Source organism: Gordonia sp. QH-12 (genome assembly GCF_001578675.1).
Taxonomy (GTDB): domain Bacteria; phylum Actinomycetota; class Actinomycetes; order Mycobacteriales; family Mycobacteriaceae; genus Gordonia; species Gordonia sihwensis.
In genome coordinates, this window is sequence record NZ_KQ969286.1 from 44752 (window position 1) to 61155 (window position 16404).

At 70.2% G+C, this 16404-nt stretch carries 13 protein-coding genes; 8 read left to right on the top strand and 5 right to left on the bottom strand.

Features of this window, described 5'->3' with window-relative positions; all coding sequences use genetic code 11:
- The first annotated feature begins 141 nt into the window (after positions 1-141).
- From ispG to Y710_RS05995, 3 genes are read left to right on the top strand one after another with little or no spacing between them, the layout of a single operon-like run.
- Complete coding sequence (ispG, locus tag Y710_RS05985) at positions 142-1296, top strand: flavodoxin-dependent (E)-4-hydroxy-3-methylbut-2-enyl-diphosphate synthase (RefSeq protein WP_006897883.1); 1155 nt, start codon at positions 142-144, stop codon at positions 1294-1296.
- A 55-nt stretch (positions 1297-1351) separates the two neighbouring features.
- Entirely contained in the window at positions 1352-2188 is an 837-nt protein-coding gene (locus tag Y710_RS05990) for a GNAT family N-acetyltransferase (protein ID WP_006897882.1), read from the top strand.
- A 35-nt stretch (positions 2189-2223) separates the two neighbouring features.
- Complete coding sequence (locus Y710_RS05995; RefSeq protein WP_082781266.1) at positions 2224-4068, top strand: penicillin-binding transpeptidase domain-containing protein; 1845 nt, start codon at positions 2224-2226, stop codon at positions 4066-4068.
- Positions 4069-4076: 8 nt separating this feature from the next.
- Here the strand turns inward: Y710_RS05995 and Y710_RS06000 are convergent, their stop codons facing one another.
- The 3 genes from Y710_RS06000 to Y710_RS06010 all read right to left on the bottom strand — a co-directional run bounded on the left by Y710_RS06000 (position 4077) and on the right by Y710_RS06010 (position 6989).
- A complete protein-coding gene (locus Y710_RS06000) occupies positions 4077-4868 on the bottom strand; it encodes a heme ABC transporter ATP-binding protein (RefSeq protein WP_045538423.1) in 792 nt (263 codons plus the stop codon).
- Positions 4862-5866: a FecCD family ABC transporter permease gene (locus Y710_RS06005; protein WP_197078078.1), complete on the bottom strand. Its 1005-nt coding sequence runs from the start codon at positions 5864-5866 to the stop codon at positions 4862-4864. Before Y710_RS06005 ends, Y710_RS06000 begins: the two co-directional genes overlap by 7 nt.
- Before the next feature lie 145 nt (positions 5867-6011).
- A complete protein-coding gene (locus tag Y710_RS06010; protein ID WP_062366809.1) occupies positions 6012-6989 on the bottom strand; it encodes a heme/hemin ABC transporter substrate-binding protein in 978 nt (325 codons plus the stop codon).
- A gap of 151 nt (positions 6990-7140) precedes the next feature.
- Between Y710_RS06010 and map the strand changes: the two genes are divergently transcribed.
- From map to Y710_RS06025, 3 genes are read left to right on the top strand one after another with little or no spacing between them, the layout of a single operon-like run.
- A complete protein-coding gene (gene map, locus Y710_RS06015; RefSeq protein WP_062366811.1) occupies positions 7141-8007 on the top strand; it encodes a type I methionyl aminopeptidase in 867 nt (288 codons plus the stop codon).
- Positions 8008-8015: 8 nt separating this feature from the next.
- A complete protein-coding gene (locus Y710_RS06020) occupies positions 8016-9587 on the top strand; it encodes a cobyric acid synthase (protein ID WP_156150469.1) in 1572 nt (523 codons plus the stop codon).
- Complete coding sequence (locus tag Y710_RS06025) at positions 9571-10383, top strand: alpha/beta fold hydrolase (protein WP_039868032.1); 813 nt, start codon at positions 9571-9573, stop codon at positions 10381-10383. The genes Y710_RS06020 and Y710_RS06025 overlap by 17 nt, the downstream gene beginning before the upstream one ends.
- Before the next feature lie 25 nt (positions 10384-10408).
- Here Y710_RS06025 and Y710_RS06030 read toward each other — a convergent pair whose 3' ends face one another.
- Positions 10409-11809 (bottom strand): mycothione reductase, encoded by a 1401-nt coding sequence (locus Y710_RS06030; RefSeq protein ID WP_006897874.1) that lies wholly within the window; start codon positions 11807-11809, stop codon positions 10409-10411.
- Positions 11806-12837 carry an alpha/beta hydrolase gene (locus Y710_RS06035; protein ID WP_039868030.1) on the bottom strand — a complete coding sequence of 344 codons (1032 nt, stop codon included), beginning with the start codon at positions 12835-12837 and terminating at the stop codon, positions 11806-11808. Before Y710_RS06035 ends, Y710_RS06030 begins: the two co-directional genes overlap by 4 nt.
- Positions 12838-12998: 161 nt before the next feature.
- On the opposite strand from Y710_RS06035, the gene mqo reads away from it, so the two are divergent.
- Positions 12999-14483, top strand: a complete 1485-nt coding sequence (mqo, locus tag Y710_RS06040; RefSeq protein ID WP_039868029.1) for a malate dehydrogenase (quinone) — start codon at positions 12999-13001, stop codon at positions 14481-14483.
- Between the two features lie 4 nt (positions 14484-14487).
- The gene (locus tag Y710_RS06045) at positions 14488-16404 is read left to right on the top strand and encodes an AAA family ATPase (RefSeq protein ID WP_062366813.1); all 1917 of its coding nucleotides are present in this window, start codon (positions 14488-14490) and stop codon (positions 16402-16404) included.

The following is a 16404-nucleotide window of genomic DNA, read 5'->3' on the forward strand; positions in this document are numbered from 1 at the left end:
CGTGTCCGCAGGCCGCTGAACTGTCCAAATCCCTGGACATCGGCCCGGTCGACGCGGTGCGCACGGTGGCGCCGGGGTCGGTAGACTCGAGGGGTGACCGCGCCGGCGCGCCCGCCGATCACGGTGCCAAGGAGAGGAAACATGACTCAATCGATCGGTCTCGGGATTCCCGCCGGACCGCCGCCGGTGCTCGCTCCCAGACGCAAGACGCGGCAGATCCACGTCGGCGACGTCGGCGTCGGCAGCGACTTCCCGATCTCCGTGCAGTCCATGTGCACCACCAAGACCCACGATGTGAACGCCACGCTGCAGCAGATCGCGCAGCTCACCGCCTCCGGATGCGACATGGTCCGGGTGGCGTGCCCCCGCCAGGAGGACGCGGACGCGTTGCCGGTGATCGCGCGCAAGTCGCAGATCCCGGTGATCGCCGACATCCATTTCCAGCCGAAGTACATCTTCGCCGCGATCGACGCCGGCTGCGCCGCCGTGCGAGTCAATCCGGGGAACATCAAGGAGTTCGACGGCCGCGTCAAGGAGGTCGCCAAGGCGGCAGGCGACGCGGGCATCCCGATCCGGATCGGCGTCAACGCCGGATCCCTCGACAAGCGACTGCTGGAGAAGTACGGGAAGGCGACGCCGGAGGCTCTGGTGGAGTCGGCCCTGTGGGAGGCGAGCCTGTTCGAGGAGCACGGCTTCGGCGACATCAAGATCTCTGTGAAGCACAACGACCCGGTGGTGATGGTCGAGGCCTACCGTCAGCTGGCCGCGCAGTGCGACTACCCGCTGCACCTCGGCGTCACCGAGGCCGGACCGGCGTTCCAGGGCACCATCAAGTCGGCCGTGGCCTTCGGTGCGCTGCTGAGCGAGGGCATCGGCGACACGATCCGCGTCTCACTGTCGGCGCCTCCGGCCGAGGAGATCAAGGTCGGCGACGCGATCCTGCAGTCGCTGAACCTGCGCCCGCGGAAGCTGGAGATCGTCTCGTGCCCGTCGTGTGGCCGCGCGCAGGTCGACGTCTACAAACTGGCCGACGAGGTCAGCGCCGGACTGGAGGGCATGGAGATCCCGCTCCGCGTGGCCGTGATGGGCTGCGTGGTGAACGGACCGGGCGAGGCCCGCGAAGCCGACCTCGGCGTCGCGTCGGGTAACGGCAAGGGCCAGATCTTCGTCAAGGGCGAGGTCATCAAGACCGTTCCCGAGGCACAGATCGTCGAGACTCTGATCACCGAAGCGCTGCGTATCGCCGAGGAGTCGGGGGAGACTGGAAGCGGCGCCCCGGTCGTGACCGTGACGTAGCGATCCGCTGTCACGTCGGGATGCTGCTGAACTGAAGTGAGCAGGGAGGTGGGCCGTGCTGGGGATCCTCGGTGACCGGCCGCTCGGCGCCAAAGACGCCGACGCGGTGGCCCGCGCACTCGACCTCGACCCGGTGGCGTCGTGCATGGTCGCGGCACGGGTGGAGGCGTACGGGCTCTCGCCCCGCTTCCTCGGAGGCGAGATGTGGACCGCCTCGCAGCCGAGCGAGTCACTCGCCTTCTCGGGTGCGAATCTGATGCCGCTGATCGGCGGCGCGACCGATCTCGACGTCTTCGCCGACCGCGCACTGGCGTCGCCGCGTCTGTGCTCGTCGGTGGTGGGATCGGCCGACCTGGTGCTCGGACTGTGGGACCGCGTCGCGGCGGCATGGGGTCCCCCGCGGGAGATCCGCGACGACCAGCCGCTGCTCGCGCTCACGGGCTACCCCGAGATCGCGCCCGATCCGCAGGTCCGCCTGGTGACGATGGCCGATCTGGACGCTTACTTCCCGGCGGCCGTCGAGATGTTCATCGGCGAGGTCGGCGTCGATCCGCGGGCCGGGGACGAGGGCAGGTCGTACCGGAGGCGGCTCGCGGCGCTGATCTCGGCGCGGCGCGTATTCGCCCGATTCGACGGAGACCGCGTGGTGTTCAAGGCCGAGATCGGTTCCATGTCCCGCAAGGTGGGCCAGATCCAGGGCGTCTGGGTGGATCCTGACTGGCGCGGCAGGGGATACGGCGTGGTGGGCACCGCGGCGGTGGCCGCGGCGATCGCCCGCCAGGGCCGGATCGCGAGCCTGTATGTGAACAGCTTCAACGCCGCCGCCCGGCACACCTACGAACGGGTCGGATTCCAGCAGGTCGGCACCTTCGCGACCGTCCTGGTCGACTGACGGCCGCCGCCCGCTCGTCCTCTATGATCGGGCCGATGCCCAGTACACTCCGAGCGCGCGTGCGTCGCTCTCATCGCAGCCGGTCGACGGTGCCGTGCCTCGTCGTGGTGCTGGCGCTGCTGGCGACTCTGACGGCGTGTGCGACGCAGGACGACGGTCCCCGGTCGGCTGTTCAGACCTTCCTCGACCGGTTCGCCGACCGCGACTTCTCCGGCGCGGGGGCGGTCACCACCGATCCGGACCGGGCTCGCGATCAACTCGCGCAGACGTGGACCGGACTGGCGGCGGACTCGATGTCGGCGACCGCCGGGCGGGTACGGATCGATCAGGACGTCGCGGACGTGCCCGTCACCTACACCTGGACCCTGGCCGGCGACAGATCGTGGGAGTACTCGGCGACCATCGCGCTCGGCCGCGGCGACACCGGCTGGTCGGTGCGGTGGAAGTCGTCGGCGATCCATCCCAAGCTCGGCGCCGACCAGCGGCTGGCGATGTCGCAGACCAGTCCGCCGCGGGCGGCCGTCAACGAGTCCGACGGTTCGGAGGTGATGGTCGACGGCACCGTGGTCGGGGTGTCGTTCGACGCCGCGAAGGCCGCGGCCGGGGGAAGCGTCAGCGATTCGGCGCACCGTCTGGTGGACGTCCTGGGTCCCCTGATCCCCGGACTCGACCCGCAGGCGATCGCCGAGAAGTCGACGGCGCGGAGCGATCCGCTGCCGATCGGCCGGATCCAGACCGCGGACTTCGACCGGCTGCGCGACCGGCTGGCCGTGCCCGGAATCGTGACCGAGGACCAGGCCGTTCTGGTTCCGCGGGACCCCGGATTCGCACCGTCGGTGCTCGCGAAGGTCAAGGACGAGGTCTCCGGCGGCCTCACCGGGGCCAGCGGGTGGCGGGTCTCGGTGCTCAACCCCAACGGACTGGTCGCCGACGTGGTCGCCGACGAGTCGGGCACGCCCGCGCCCGCGGTCCTGCTGACCCTGTCGCGGTCGGTGCAGGACGCGGCGCAGCGCGCGGTGAACGCCGTCCAGGGGAAGCAGGCGATGCTCGTGGCGTTGCAGGCGTCGACCGGCAAGATCCTCGCGATCGCCCAGAACCGCGATGCCGATCGTGACGGCCTCATCGCCACCTCCGGTCTGTACCCGCCGGGTTCGACCTTCAAGATGGTCACCTCCGCGGCGGCCTTCCACGACAAGATGACCGATCCCGACGCGATCGTGCCGTGTCCCGGCGAGATCCACATCGGTGAGCGTTCCATCCCGAACTACGACGGCTTCTCGCTCGGGGCGGTGCCGCTGCGCTCCGCCTTCGCCCACTCCTGCAACACCACCTTCGCCGACCTGGCCAGCCGGATGGGGCCCACCGATCTCACCCACGCGGCCGCCGCGATGGGGCTGGGAGAGGTGTACCGGGTGCCCGGTCTGGACGTGAAGTCCGGCTCGGTGCCCGTCGAACCCGGGCTGGTGGCCCGCAGCGAAGACGGTTTCGGACAGGGCCGGGTGCTGGCGAGCCCGCTCGGCATGGCGCTCGTGGCCGCGGCCGCGGCCACCGGCAGGGCTCAGGTCCCGCAGCTCATCGACGGACGCGAGACGACGGTGACCGGCCCGCAGGCCGCGCTGTCGGACGAGGTGTACCAGCGGCTGCGGCCGATGATGCGCGCGGTGGTCACCGAGGGAACGGCGACCTCGATCGCCGGATCGGGCGAGGTGTACGGCAAGACGGGCGAGGCGGAGGTCGCGGGCGGATCGCACGCGTGGTTCGCGGGCTATCGCGGCGACATCGCGTTCGCGACTCTCATCGTGCTCGGCGGCGACTCCACCAATTCGGTGAATGTGACGCGCGACTTCCTCGACGCGATCCCCGCGGGCTACCGGCCGTAGCCTGCGGTTCACCGCGCGGGTGTGATGATCCGTTCGCCGGTGTCGGGGTGGTCCCAGATCAGGACCGGATGATCGTAGGTCTCCGACAGCAGGTCGGCGGTCATCACCTCGTCGACGGCGCCGGTCGCGAGCAGCCGTCCGGCCTTCATCACGGCGACGCGGTCGGCGTAGGCGGCCGCGAGCGTCAGATCGTGCACCACGAGGATCACCGTGGCGCCCGCCGCCGCACGGCGCGACAGGATCGTCAGGACCTGTTCGGTGTGCCCGATGTCGAGTGCGGCGGTCGGCTCGTCGAGCAGCAGGACCGGTGTGTCCTGCGCCAGCGCACGGGCCAGCGAGACCCGTGCCTGCTGCCCGCCGGAGAGCTGCGGGAACGGCCGATTCAGTAGATCTTCCAGCCCGCATTCGGCGATCGCGGCGTCGATCAGTTCCTCCGACTGCACCGCCTGCGGGGTGCGGGTCCACGGGAATCGGCCCATCTCGACCACTTCGCGCACCGTGAACGGTGTGTCGGCTCGGTTCTGCTGCGTCACGAGCGCGCGGGCGCGGGCGAGAGTGAGCGAGTCGGCCCGGTGGACGTCGATGTCGCCGATGCGCACGGTCCCGGACTCCGGTGCGCGGACTCCGGAGACCGCGGACAGCAGGGTGGACTTCCCGCATCCGTTCGGGCCCACGAGGGCCAGGATCTCGCCGGGGTGCGCGGCCAGGTCGACGCCGTGGACGATCTCCCGGCGGCCGATCCGGACGGTGACGTCCTCGGCGACGACTCCGCCGTGCACGGCGGTCTGCCCGGTCACCATCGTGCCGCCGCATTCCGCCGGCGCAGCAGGAGGAAGAACACCGGGCCGCCGATCAGCGAGGTGAGCATGCCGAGCGGCAGTTCGCCGCCGGTGAGTGTGCGCGCGGCGAGGTCGGCGGCGGCGATCACCAGTGCGCCGCCCAGTGCGCTCGCCGGAAGCAGCAGCGCGTGCCGCGGGCCCACCAGCAGGCGCATCACGTGCGGGACGATCAGGCCGACGAACATGATGATTCCGGTGAACGCGACGCCCGCCGCGGTGAGCATCGCGACCAGGACGATCACCTGGCGTCGCACGGCCTCCACGTTGACGCCGAGGGCGGCGGCCTGCACTTCGCCGAGGGCGAGCAGGTCGAGCTTCTTGACCAGCACCATTCCGCCCGCGAGGCCGGCGAGGGCGAGCGGTGCGACGATCTTCACCTGCGTCCACGAGACGTTGCCCGCCAGCGAACCGAGTTGCCAGAAGACGATCTGCTCGCGGGCTGCGGTGGAGGCGACGTAGGTCAGATAGGCGATGATCCCGAGCGCGAAGGCATTGACGGCGATACCCGTCAGGACCAGCATGATCGTCGACGACGCACCGTCACGGATGCTCAAGACGTAGACGCCGGCCGTGGTGAGGAGCCCGAAGAGCGCGGCGGCGCCGGCGACGGCCCAGCCGTTGGTTCCGGTGCCGCCGATCACGATCATCAGGCAGGCGCCGACCGCGGCTCCGGACGAGACGCCGATGATGCCCGGCTCGGCGAGGGGATTGGCGAGCACTCCCTGCAGCAGGCAGCCCGCCGTGCCGAGAGCGAGCCCGACCAGCAGCCCGAGCAGGATCCGCGGGAACCTCGAGACCCACAGCGCGTTCTCGCCCTGCGGATGCGTGGGCAGGGGACCGATGTCGAGGTGCCAGTGGTGCGCGATGGAGCCGAGCACCTCCAGAGGCGGAATGTGTACCTGTCCGGTGCCCGCGGAGACGACGACCACCACGCCGAGCAGGACGAGCGTCGCCGCCATCACCCACAGTGCGCGGCCGCGGAAGACCGACAGCGCGGCCGTCAGCCGATACCGCAACCCGGGAGCGCTGCCGGACCGCGGGTCCCGTGGTGCAGTGTTCCCGTGTCCGGTGTCACTGTGCCGCGGCTCGGCGCGGTCGGCGAGATCAGACATAGATCGCCTTCGCCAGCGCGCTGAGGACCAGACCGGTGTCGGGACCGAACATGAGGATCTGCGTCTCGTCCATCTCGACGATGCGCCGGTTGCGCCCGGCGGAGGTGTCGGCCACGGCCGGCAGCTGAAGGACCTTGTCGAGGCCGCCGACCGAGTCGGCGCCCTGGGTCATCACGAGCAGTACGTCGGGATCGGCCCGGATCATCGATTCGGCGCTGACTTGCGTGAACGGCGCGGTCAGGCCTGCCTTGGTGCCGGCGTCGCGACCGCCGAGCGCTTCGATGAGATCGTCCGCACCGGAACCCGGACCCGCGAGCAGGATCAGATGTTCGCCGCGGATGTACAGAAAGCCGATGGTCGGATCGCCGGTCGGGCGAGGGAGGAGGGCGCGGGCGTCGGCGATCTGCTTCTCGGTGCGCGCCACCAGTTTCTCGCCCTGCGCGGGTACGCCGAGCGCGGCGGCCACATCGCGGATGAGCGCGGGGCTGCCGGCCACCGACCGCTGGCCGGTGAAGACCGACACCGGGATGCCCGCGGCACGGATCTGGTCGACCGCACCCGCGGGTGTGGCGTCGTCGGTGACCAGGACGATGGACGGATTCTGCGCGAGGACGCGTTCGGGGTTGATCGCGTGGCCGGTCTCGGTCACGTACGGCAGCCGCGAGGCCGACGGAAAGGTGGTGGAACGGTCGCGGCCCACGACGTGCGTGCCCAGGCCGAGCGAGAAGACGATGTCGCCCAGCGTGCCGTTCCGATCGAGCGCGATGATCCGGTCGGCGCGGGGGCCCGGCACCACGGCGGAGTCGACCGGGACGACGTCGGCGTCCGGGAGCGCCGCGGTGGCGGGGCCGGAGCGCAGTGTCGCGCTGGTCGCGGTGGCGGTCGCGCCGGTGTCGATGGGCTCGGTGGTGCATCCGGATACGAACAGTCCGACGACCAGCAGCAGGGCCCAGACAGGGGCGATCGACATCGCGGACCGGGTAGGAGCCGTCACCTGAATCCGCCTTGTCATGCTCACAGTTCTGTTAGGCACACCTTACTGGTTGGTACCTCCTCGACGCACATCGGTGCGATTCCGGCCGAGCGGTGTCCGCGGCGGAGGCGTCCGTAGAATTTCCGTCATGACAGTTCGCGCACCACTGGTTCCCGGCGTCGTGGCTCCGACGCTGCCCGTCCCCGACTCGATCGAACGTCCCGAGTACGCGTGGAAGGACTCGGTGAACGAGGGCCACGAACCGTGGGTGCAGACCCCGGAGACGATCGAGAAGATGCGCGTGGCGGGCAGGATCGCGGCCAACGCCCTGGCCGAGGCGGGTCGGGCCGTCGCTCCGGGAGTCACGACAGCCGAACTCGACCGGATCGCCCACGAGTACATGATCGATCACGGCGCCTACCCGTCGACGCTGGGCTACAAGGGATTCCCGAAGTCCTGCTGCACCTCGCTGAACGAGGTGATCTGTCACGGCATCCCCGATTCGACGGTGATCGAGGACGGCGACATCGTCAACATCGATGTGACGGCCTACATCGACGGTGTGCACGGCGACACGAATGCGACGTTCCTCGCCGGCGACGTCTCACCGGAGGCGCGGGATCTGGTGGAGCGGACCAGGATCGCGACCGAGCGCGCGATCAAGGCCGTCAAACCCGGTCGCGCGCTCAACGTGGTGGGCCGGGTGATCGAGGCGTACGCGAACCGCTTCGGGTACTCGGTGGTGCGCGACTTCACCGGCCACGGGATCGGTGAGACCTTTCACAACGGTCTGGTGGTGCTGCACTACGACCAGCCGAGCGTCGACACCGTCCTGGAACCGGGGATGGTCTTCACCATCGAGCCGATGATCAATCTGGGCGGCCTCGACTGGGAGATGTGGGACGACGGCTGGACCGTGGTGACCGCCGACCGCAGGTGGACCGCGCAGTTCGAGCACACCCTCGTCGTCACCGACACCGGTGCCGAGATCCTGACGCTGCCCGACGAGAGCTGACTTCGGGGGTGAGCGGCGCACTTCTGGTCGGTGGCACGAGCAGCGACGCGGGCAAGAGCCTGATCGTCGCCGGACTGTGCCGGGCGCTGGCGCGTGACGGGATCACGGTGGCGCCGTTCAAAGCGCAGAACATGTCGAACAATTCCGCCGTCACCCTCGACGGCGGTGAGATCGGCCGGGCGCAGGCGCTTCAGGCGCAGGCCTGCGGGCTGGAACCGGACACGCGATTCAACCCGGTGCTGCTGAAGCCCGGCGGTGACCGGCGCTCGCACGTGGTGGTGCGCGGACGCACGGTCGGCGAGGTCGGGGCCGCCGACTATCAGCTCTGGCGTACCCGGCTGGCGGGTGTGGTCGCCGACGAACTCGCGTCGTTGCGACGGGACTTCGACGTGGTGATCTGCGAGGGCGCGGGCTCGGTCGCGGAGATCAACCTCCGCGCCACCGACATCGCGAACATGGGATTGGCCCGGGCGGCGAACATGCCGGTGGTGCTGGTCACCGACATCGACCGCGGCGGATCGCTGGCCCATCTGTTCGGCACCACGGCGGTCCTCGACGCGGACGACCAGGCGCTCGTCGCCGGATACATCGTGAACAAGTTCCGCGGCGATCCGGCGATCCTCGCTCCCGGACTGGAGATGGTGCGCGAGCGCACCGGGCGACCGACCTTCGGCGTGATCCCGTTCGCCGACGGTCTCCGGCTCGATGCCGAGGATTCGCTGGCCGCATCGGTCGGCGCCCGCGTGGGCGGACCTCGCGGCGTGGGCGGCGCCGGACGGGAGCGGATGTCGGTGGCCGCGATCCGGTTGCCCCGCATCTCCAACAGCACCGATGTCCTGGCTCTGGCGTGCGAACCCGACGTCGACGTGACGTGGGTCGACGACCCGTCGGCGGTCCGGGCCGCGGATCTGGCGGTGCTGCCCGGAACCCGCGCGACCCTCAGCGACCTCGCGTGGCTGCGGACCACCGGTCTGGCCGATGCGCTGATCGAACGTGCGCAGCGCGGCCGGCCGGTGCTCGGGGTCTGCGGCGGCTTCCAGATGCTGTGCCGGAGCATCGTCGACACGGTGGAGTCCGTCGGCACAGCGACGTCGGGTGTCGCCCGGCCCGTCGAGGGGCTGGGGCTGCTCGACGTCGACATCGAGTTCGCCGAAGACAAGACCCTGCGGACCTTCGACGGTCACGCGGCCGGTGAGCCGGTGCGCGGATACGAGATCCATCACGGGGTCGTGGTGCGCAGCGAGGAGCAGCCCTGGCTCGACTCCGCGGCGACCGGCCCCGAGGGCGCCCGCAGGGGAGCGGTCTACGGCACCCACTGCCACGGCGCGCTGGAGAGCGACGGCTTCCGCCGCGTCTTCCTGGCCGAGATCGCGCGGCGGGCGGGCCGGACGGGCTTCACCGCCGATCCGCGGCTGTGCGTCGCGCAGGTGCGCCGGTCGCAACTGGATCTGATGGCCGATCTGGTGTGCGAGCACCTCGACATGCCGAGTATCCACGGGTTGATCGAGGGCGGCCCGCCCGCGGTGCCCACCGTCCTATCCTGGCTTGGTGAACACCGCGCACCTGACCGTAGAGCATGACGGACTGACCTTCGACGTCGAGGAGAGCGGGCCCGCTCGAGGACCGTGGGTGGTGCTCCTGCACGGGTTCCCGGTGAACTCGCGGTGCTACGACGACGTGGTTCCGCGCGTGCACGAGGCCGGGCTCCGCACCCTGCGCATCGATCAGCGGGGCTACAGTCCCGGCGCCCGGCCCGAGGAGGTCGACGCCTACCGTCTCGACACGCTCGTCGGCGACGTCATCGGGATCCTCAACCACCTCAACATCTCGTACTCGATGGTCGTCGGCCACGATTGGGGCGGGATCGTCGCCTGGCATCTGGCGGCCAAGCATCCCGACCGCTTCACCGGCCTGGTGGCCGTCAGCACCGGACACCCGTCCGCGATGCGCGATGCACTCGCGGCGGGCGGCGATCAGCGTGAGCGGTCGGCCTACATCAAGGATTTCATCGCCGACGGCGCGGAGGAGAGGCTGAGCGCCCGAGACGGCGTCCTGCTCCGGCGTGCCGGCGTGACCGGCGAGGAACTCGCGCCGATCCTCGAGCCGGGTGCGCTGACCGGTCCGCTGAACTGGTATCGCGCCAATTTCACCGGCGACGTCGCGGCCACCCTGGCCTGCCCGCCGGTCGAGATCCCGACCACCATGGTGTGGAGCGACGGCGACGCGGCTCTGGGACGCGAACAGGCCGAGTTCAGCGGCCGATACGTCTACTCCGACTTCCGCTTCTCCGAACTCCATGGCGTCGACCACTGGATTCCCGAGAATGCGGCGGCCGCTCTGGCGAGCGAGATCTCCCTGCGGTCCTCGCGCTTCTGAGAACCCGCTCGGGCCGCCGCCGCCCTCACTCCAGGTCCAGGCCGAGGAGTGCGTTCTCGAGCACCTCCGGCATGGCGGGATGGATCCAGTACTGGCCGCGGGCCATGTCCGGCACCCGGAGACCGAAGCTCATCGCCTGGATGACGGGCTGGATCACGGTGGACGCCTGCGGACCCATCAGATGCGCGCCGAGCAGTTCACCGCTGCGACGATCGGCGATGAGCTTGCAGAATCCGGTCGTGTCCTCCATCGCCCAGCCGTAGGCGACGTCGCCGTACTCCTGCACCTTGACGGCGATGTCGCGCCCGGTCTCGCGGGCCTGCGCCTCGGTGAGTCCGACGGTGGCGATCTGCGGATGGGTGAAGACCGCGGCCGGCACGTACCGGTGGTCGAACGAGGCCAGCTCGTCGGCGTGCCAGCCGAGCAGCAGATTCTCCTGGACCACACGCTGTTCGTGGTTGGCGACGTGCTTGAGCTGGAACGGTGAACTGACATCGCCGAGCGCCCACACCTCGGGAGCCGGTGTGCGGCCGTGTGCGTCCACCGGCACGCGGCCGTCGGCGAGCAGCTCCACACCGATCGTGTCGAGGCCGAGGCGGTCGCCGTTGGGTGTCCGGCCGGTCGCGACGAGCAGGGCGTCGGCATCGACGTGCCGGCCGTCGGTGAACGAGAGCCGGACGCCGTCGTCGCCGAGGTCGATCGCACCCGCGAGCGTGCTGTCGAGCCGGACGTCCCACTGCCGGCGGGCCACCGCGGTGAATCGCTCGCTGACGTCGTCGTCGAGCCGGCGCAGCAGCCGTCCGCTGCGGGCGACGACGGTGACGTCCACGCCGAGAGCGGAGAAGACGTGGGCGAACTCGGCGGCGATGTATCCGCTGCCGAGGATCGCCATCCGCTTCGGCAGGGCGGGCAGGCGCATCACGTCGCTGTTGGTGTAGTGATGAACGCCCGAATCGGCGATCACCTCAGGAATCTCCGACCGCGAGCCCGCGGCGACGACGACCTTGCGGGCCAGCACCAGGTCGCCGTCGTCGGTCACCAGGCGGTATCGGGCCGACTCGTCGTCGCGGCCGTCGAAGCGGACGTGGCTGGAGTAGACGGTGACGTTGTCGCAACGCTCCACCCGGTACTCCTTGCCGCCGGCCGAGATCGGGTCGATGCGGCCGAAGACCCGGTCGACGATGGCGGGCCAGTCGACCGATTCGACGCTCGCCTCGACGCCGTACCGGGCCGCCGACCGGACGGTGTCGGCCACGTCCGCGGCGTAGACGAACATCTTCGTCGGAATGCACCCGACGTTGAGGCAGGTGCCGCCGTAGACGCCCTCCTCGAAGATCGCGATGCTCATCGCGTCGAAGCGTTCGTCCGGGATGGAGTTGCCGCTTCCCGAACCGATGATCGCCAGATCGACCTGCTGAGCGCTCATCGCCGCGCCCCCTCGCCGAAGATCGTGTGCAGCCAGTTCTGCACTTCGTCGTAGGCGATGCGCCGGGGCGTCTCCAGAGAAAGGAAGACGTCGTGGCGGGCGTCGGGGACGGCCACCGCCCACACGCGACGGCCGATCACGCCGGACCACTGCGCGATCTGCTTCACGTCGAGCACGCAGTCAGCGGTGTCGACCGCAGGCTCGTAGGCCCCGGTGAAGCGGGTCTTGTCCGATCGCAGGACCAGGGCGGGCACGCCGATGTCGAGCCCCCGGTGCAGGCGATGCTGTCCCGCGCGGACGGCGGCCAGCCAGCCGAAGGTCACCGGGAAACCGCCGAGCGGCTTGCGCCGCAGATCGTAGGTCCACTCGCCGTGGGCGTCGGCGGACAGGCTCTCGCCGTACGCTGCCGAGAGTTTCTGCGGCAGCACGGCTTTGGCCCGAACTCGGCCGACTCCGCGGATCAGCAGATTGACGGCGTCGGTGCGCAGCAGGGGATCGCCCTGCAAGTCCAGCCAGGGGCTGTTGAGGACCAGCCCCTTGATGCGGCGGTGCCGGTCCGGATCGGTGCGCCGGAGTCGGTCGAGCCAGAGCGGCGTGATCAGTCCTCCGGTGGAGTGGGCGACCACGATCACCCGAGCCGGCTCGTCGCCGGACCCGGATTCCTCGGTCACGACATCGAGTGCCGCGTTCAGCTCCTGGTCGTAGAACTCGAGGTCGGTGGTGAAGTGCGGTTGCTGCCCGTCCAGGAGCGACCGCCCGCACTTGCGCAGATCGAGCGCGTAGAAACCGTAGCCCCGATCGTGGAAGAACTCGGCCAGCTCCTCCTGGAAGAAGTAGTCGGTGAAGCCGTGGACGTACAGGACCGTCCCGGCGGTGGCCGGTTCCGCTCCGGCCTGGCGGATCAGGGTGGCCTCCACGGCGCCCTCGCCGTCCGGGTCGTCGCCGAGGGGGATGGTCAGCACTTCGTATCGGTCGAGGAGTTCGTCGGGACGCCATTGCCGGCTTTTCACGCTGCTCACGCCGACCAGCTTAGGCCGCACCCGTCGGTGCGCGGATCGGGCGTCGGCGTGGCACCCGGTGTCGCACACCCCACACTTGCGCGCACCGATGCTGCCTCAGACAACGCGATGGTGAACAATGATCCGCGATACAGGTCGTGAATGCCCTATGGGTGGAGGAGTTCAGCAGCGTGGCCAAGGTGATTAAGACAGACGTGGCGCTCGTCGGTGCCGGAATCATGAGCGCCACGCTCGGCGCGCTGCTGCGCCGACTGGAGCCCAGCTGGTCGATCAGCCTGTTCGAGCGCCTGGAGGCGGCCGCCGCCGAGAGCAGCGACCCGTGGAACAACGCCGGCACCGGCCACTCGGCGCTCTGCGAGCTCAACTACACGCCGGCCGACGCCAACGGCGACATCGACATCACCAAGGCGCTGAACATCAACGAGCAGTTCCAGGTCTCGCGGCAGTTCTGGGCCTACGGTGTCGACAACGGCCTGCTCGGTGCGCCCGACGAGTTCATCAACCCGATCCCGCACGTGAGCTTCTGCCACGGCGCCGACGGCGTCGAGTACCTGCGCAAGCGCCATGCGGCGCTCTCGAGCCACACCCTCTTCGAGGGCATGGAGTTCATCGACGACGACGCCGAGTTCGCGGCGCGGCTGCCGCTGATGGGCGCCGGCCGGGACTACTCCGATCCGGTGGCCCTGAACTGGTACACCCAGGGAACCGACGTCGATTTCGGCGCGCTCACCCAGCAGCTGCTGAACTTCGTCGGCCGTGACGCCGACCTCTACTTCGGGCACGAGGTCCGCAACCTCACCAAGCAGTCGGACGGCAGCTGGGTGATGAAGATCCGCAACAACCGCACCGGCGAGAAGGTTCGCGTCGAAGCGAAGTTCGTCTTCGTCGGCGCAGGCGGCGGCGCACTGCACCTGCTGCAGAAGTCGGGCATCTCCGAGGCCAAGGGCTTCGGCGGCTTCCCGGTCAGCGGCGAGTTCTTCCGCTGCACCAACCCCGACGTGATCGCACAGCATTCGGCGAAGGTGTACGGCCAGGCCGCGGTGGGCGCCCCGCCGATGTCGGTGCCGCACCTGGACACGCGCGTCATCAACCACGACAAGGGCCTGCTCTTCGGCCCGTACGCGGGCTGGTCGCCGAAGTTCCTCAAGACCGGCGGCGTCATGGACCTGCCGAAGTCGGTGAAGCCGGGCAACCTGCTGCCGATGATGTCGATCGCCCCGCAGGAGTTCGGTCTGCTCAAGTACCTGATCTCCGAGCTCGCCGCGAGCCCCGCCGACCGCGTCAAGACGCTGCAGGACTTCGCGCCGCGCGCCGTCGGCGAGGACTGGGAGCTGATCACCGCCGGTCAGCGCGTCCAGGTGATCCGCAAGACCGGTGTCGGCGGCAGCCTCGAGTTCGGCACCGCGGTGGTCGCGGAGGGCGACGGCACGCTCGCCGGTCTCCTCGGAGCGTCGCCGGGCGCCTCGACCGCGGTTCCCGCGATGATCTCGGTGCTTCAGCAGTGCTTCAGCGGTCGTTTCGAGGGCTGGAAGAGCACCCTGACCGAGATGATCCCGTCGTTCGGCCAGAAGCTCGACGAGAACCCCGCCCTGTACCGCGAGTTGTGGGACTGGACCAACCGCAGCCTCCGGCTCACCGCGCGGCCCGACGCCTGATTCGATGAGTGACGCCGGCGTTCGCTTCCCGTTCAGCGCGGTGGTCGGACAGGATCGCCTCAAGCTCGCACTGATCCTGTCCGCCGTCTCGCCGGGGATCGGCGGTGTCCTGATCCGCGGTGAGAAAGGGACCGCGAAGTCGACCATCGTCCGCGGGCTCGCCCCGCTGCTCGGCGAGGATTCGCGCGTGGTCGACCTGCCGATCGGCGCCACCGAGGACCGGGTGATCGGGTCGCTCGACCTGACTCGGGTGCTGCGCGACGGTGAAGCCCGGTTCACGCCGGGTCTGCTGGCGCAGGCCGACGGCGGCGTCCTGTACATCGACGAGGTCAACCTCCTGTCGGACCATCTCGTCGACGTCCTGCTCGATGCGGCCGCGAGCGGCCGAGTCACCGTTGAGCGTGACGGCGTCTCGCACACCCAGGCGGCGGCATTCGTGCTGGTCGGGACGATGAACCCGGAAGAGGGCGAACTGCGTCCGCAGTTGCTCGACCGGTTCGGGCTGGTGGTCGACGTCGCCGGTGCCCGTGACGTCGACGAGCGCGTCGAGATCGTCACCTCACGGCTGGCCTTCGACGCCGATCCGCAGGGCTATGCGGAGCGGTTCGCCGGCGCCGAGGCCGATCTCGCGCAACGGATCGTCGCGGCCCGCGACCGCGTCGCGACCGTCCGGATCCCGCAGCGGGAGCTCCGCCGGATCGCCGGCGTCTGCTCTCACCTCGACGTCGACGGTCTGCGCGGCGACATCGTCGTGGCCCGGACCGCCGCCGCACACGCCGCATGGCGCGGCGCCGACGAGATCGACGCCGACGACGTGCGGGTGGCCGTGGAACTGGCACTGCCGCATCGACGGCGCCGCAATCCCTTCGACGAGTCGAGCATGACCGACCAGCAGCTCGACGACGCCCTGGACGCCGGTGAGCAGGCCGCGGGCCCGCGGGACGAGTCCGAGTCCGGGCCGCAGCAGCCGGACGGACCCGACGACAGCGGCCCGAACTCAGACGGCCCAGACTCAGGCGGCCCAGACTCGGGTGGCCCGGAACCGGACGACGATCCGGACGGACCCGACACGGATCCTCCCGACACCGATCCGCCCGGCGGTTCAGGAGCGCCGACCGGCCCGGACTTCGGTTCCGCACCCGGTGGTGCCCGCATCCGCACCTTCCGCGCCGAGGGCGTCGGTGACGGTGATGTGGGCCGCCGTTCGCGGGCCCGGACCAGCCGCGGCATCACCACCCGGGCCGTCGACTTCGGTCCGCGGACCGGGGTGCACCTGTTCGGCACCGTGCTCGCCGCCGCCCACCGCAGCAGCGGCGACGGGCTCCCCGCGCTCATCGCCGACGATCTCCGCGGAGCCGAGCGCATCGGCACCGAAGCCAATCTCGTGGTCTTCGTCGTCGACCTCTCCGGATCGATGACCGCCCGCGCCCGGCTCACCGCGGTGCGCAACGCCTGCGTCGACCTCCTGCGCGACTCGTACACCCGGCGTGACCGGGTGGCGGTGGTCGTGGCCTGCGGAAGGGATGCCTACGTCGCGGTTCCGCCGACCCGGTCGGTGGACCTGGCGGTGGCGCGCCTGGCACAGGTGCGCACCGGCGGACGCACGCCGCTGGCCGAGGGACTGCACCGGGCGCTCGAGGTGATCGAGCGGGCCCGCCGCACCGACCCGGAGCGCAGGCCCCTGCTGGTGGCGCTCACCGACGGCCGAGCCACGGCCGGGGCCGACGCGCCGCGCCGCGCCGACGCCGCCGCGGACGAGGTCGCGCGCAGGGGAGTCTGCGCCGTTGTGGTGGACTGTGAGCAGGGCCTGGTCCGTCTCGGTCTGGCCGCCGACCTGGCGCGCCGGCTGGGCGCGCAGTACGCGACGATGGATTCGCTGACCTCGTCCGGACTGGCCGAGCACGTCCGCGGCGTCGCGTGA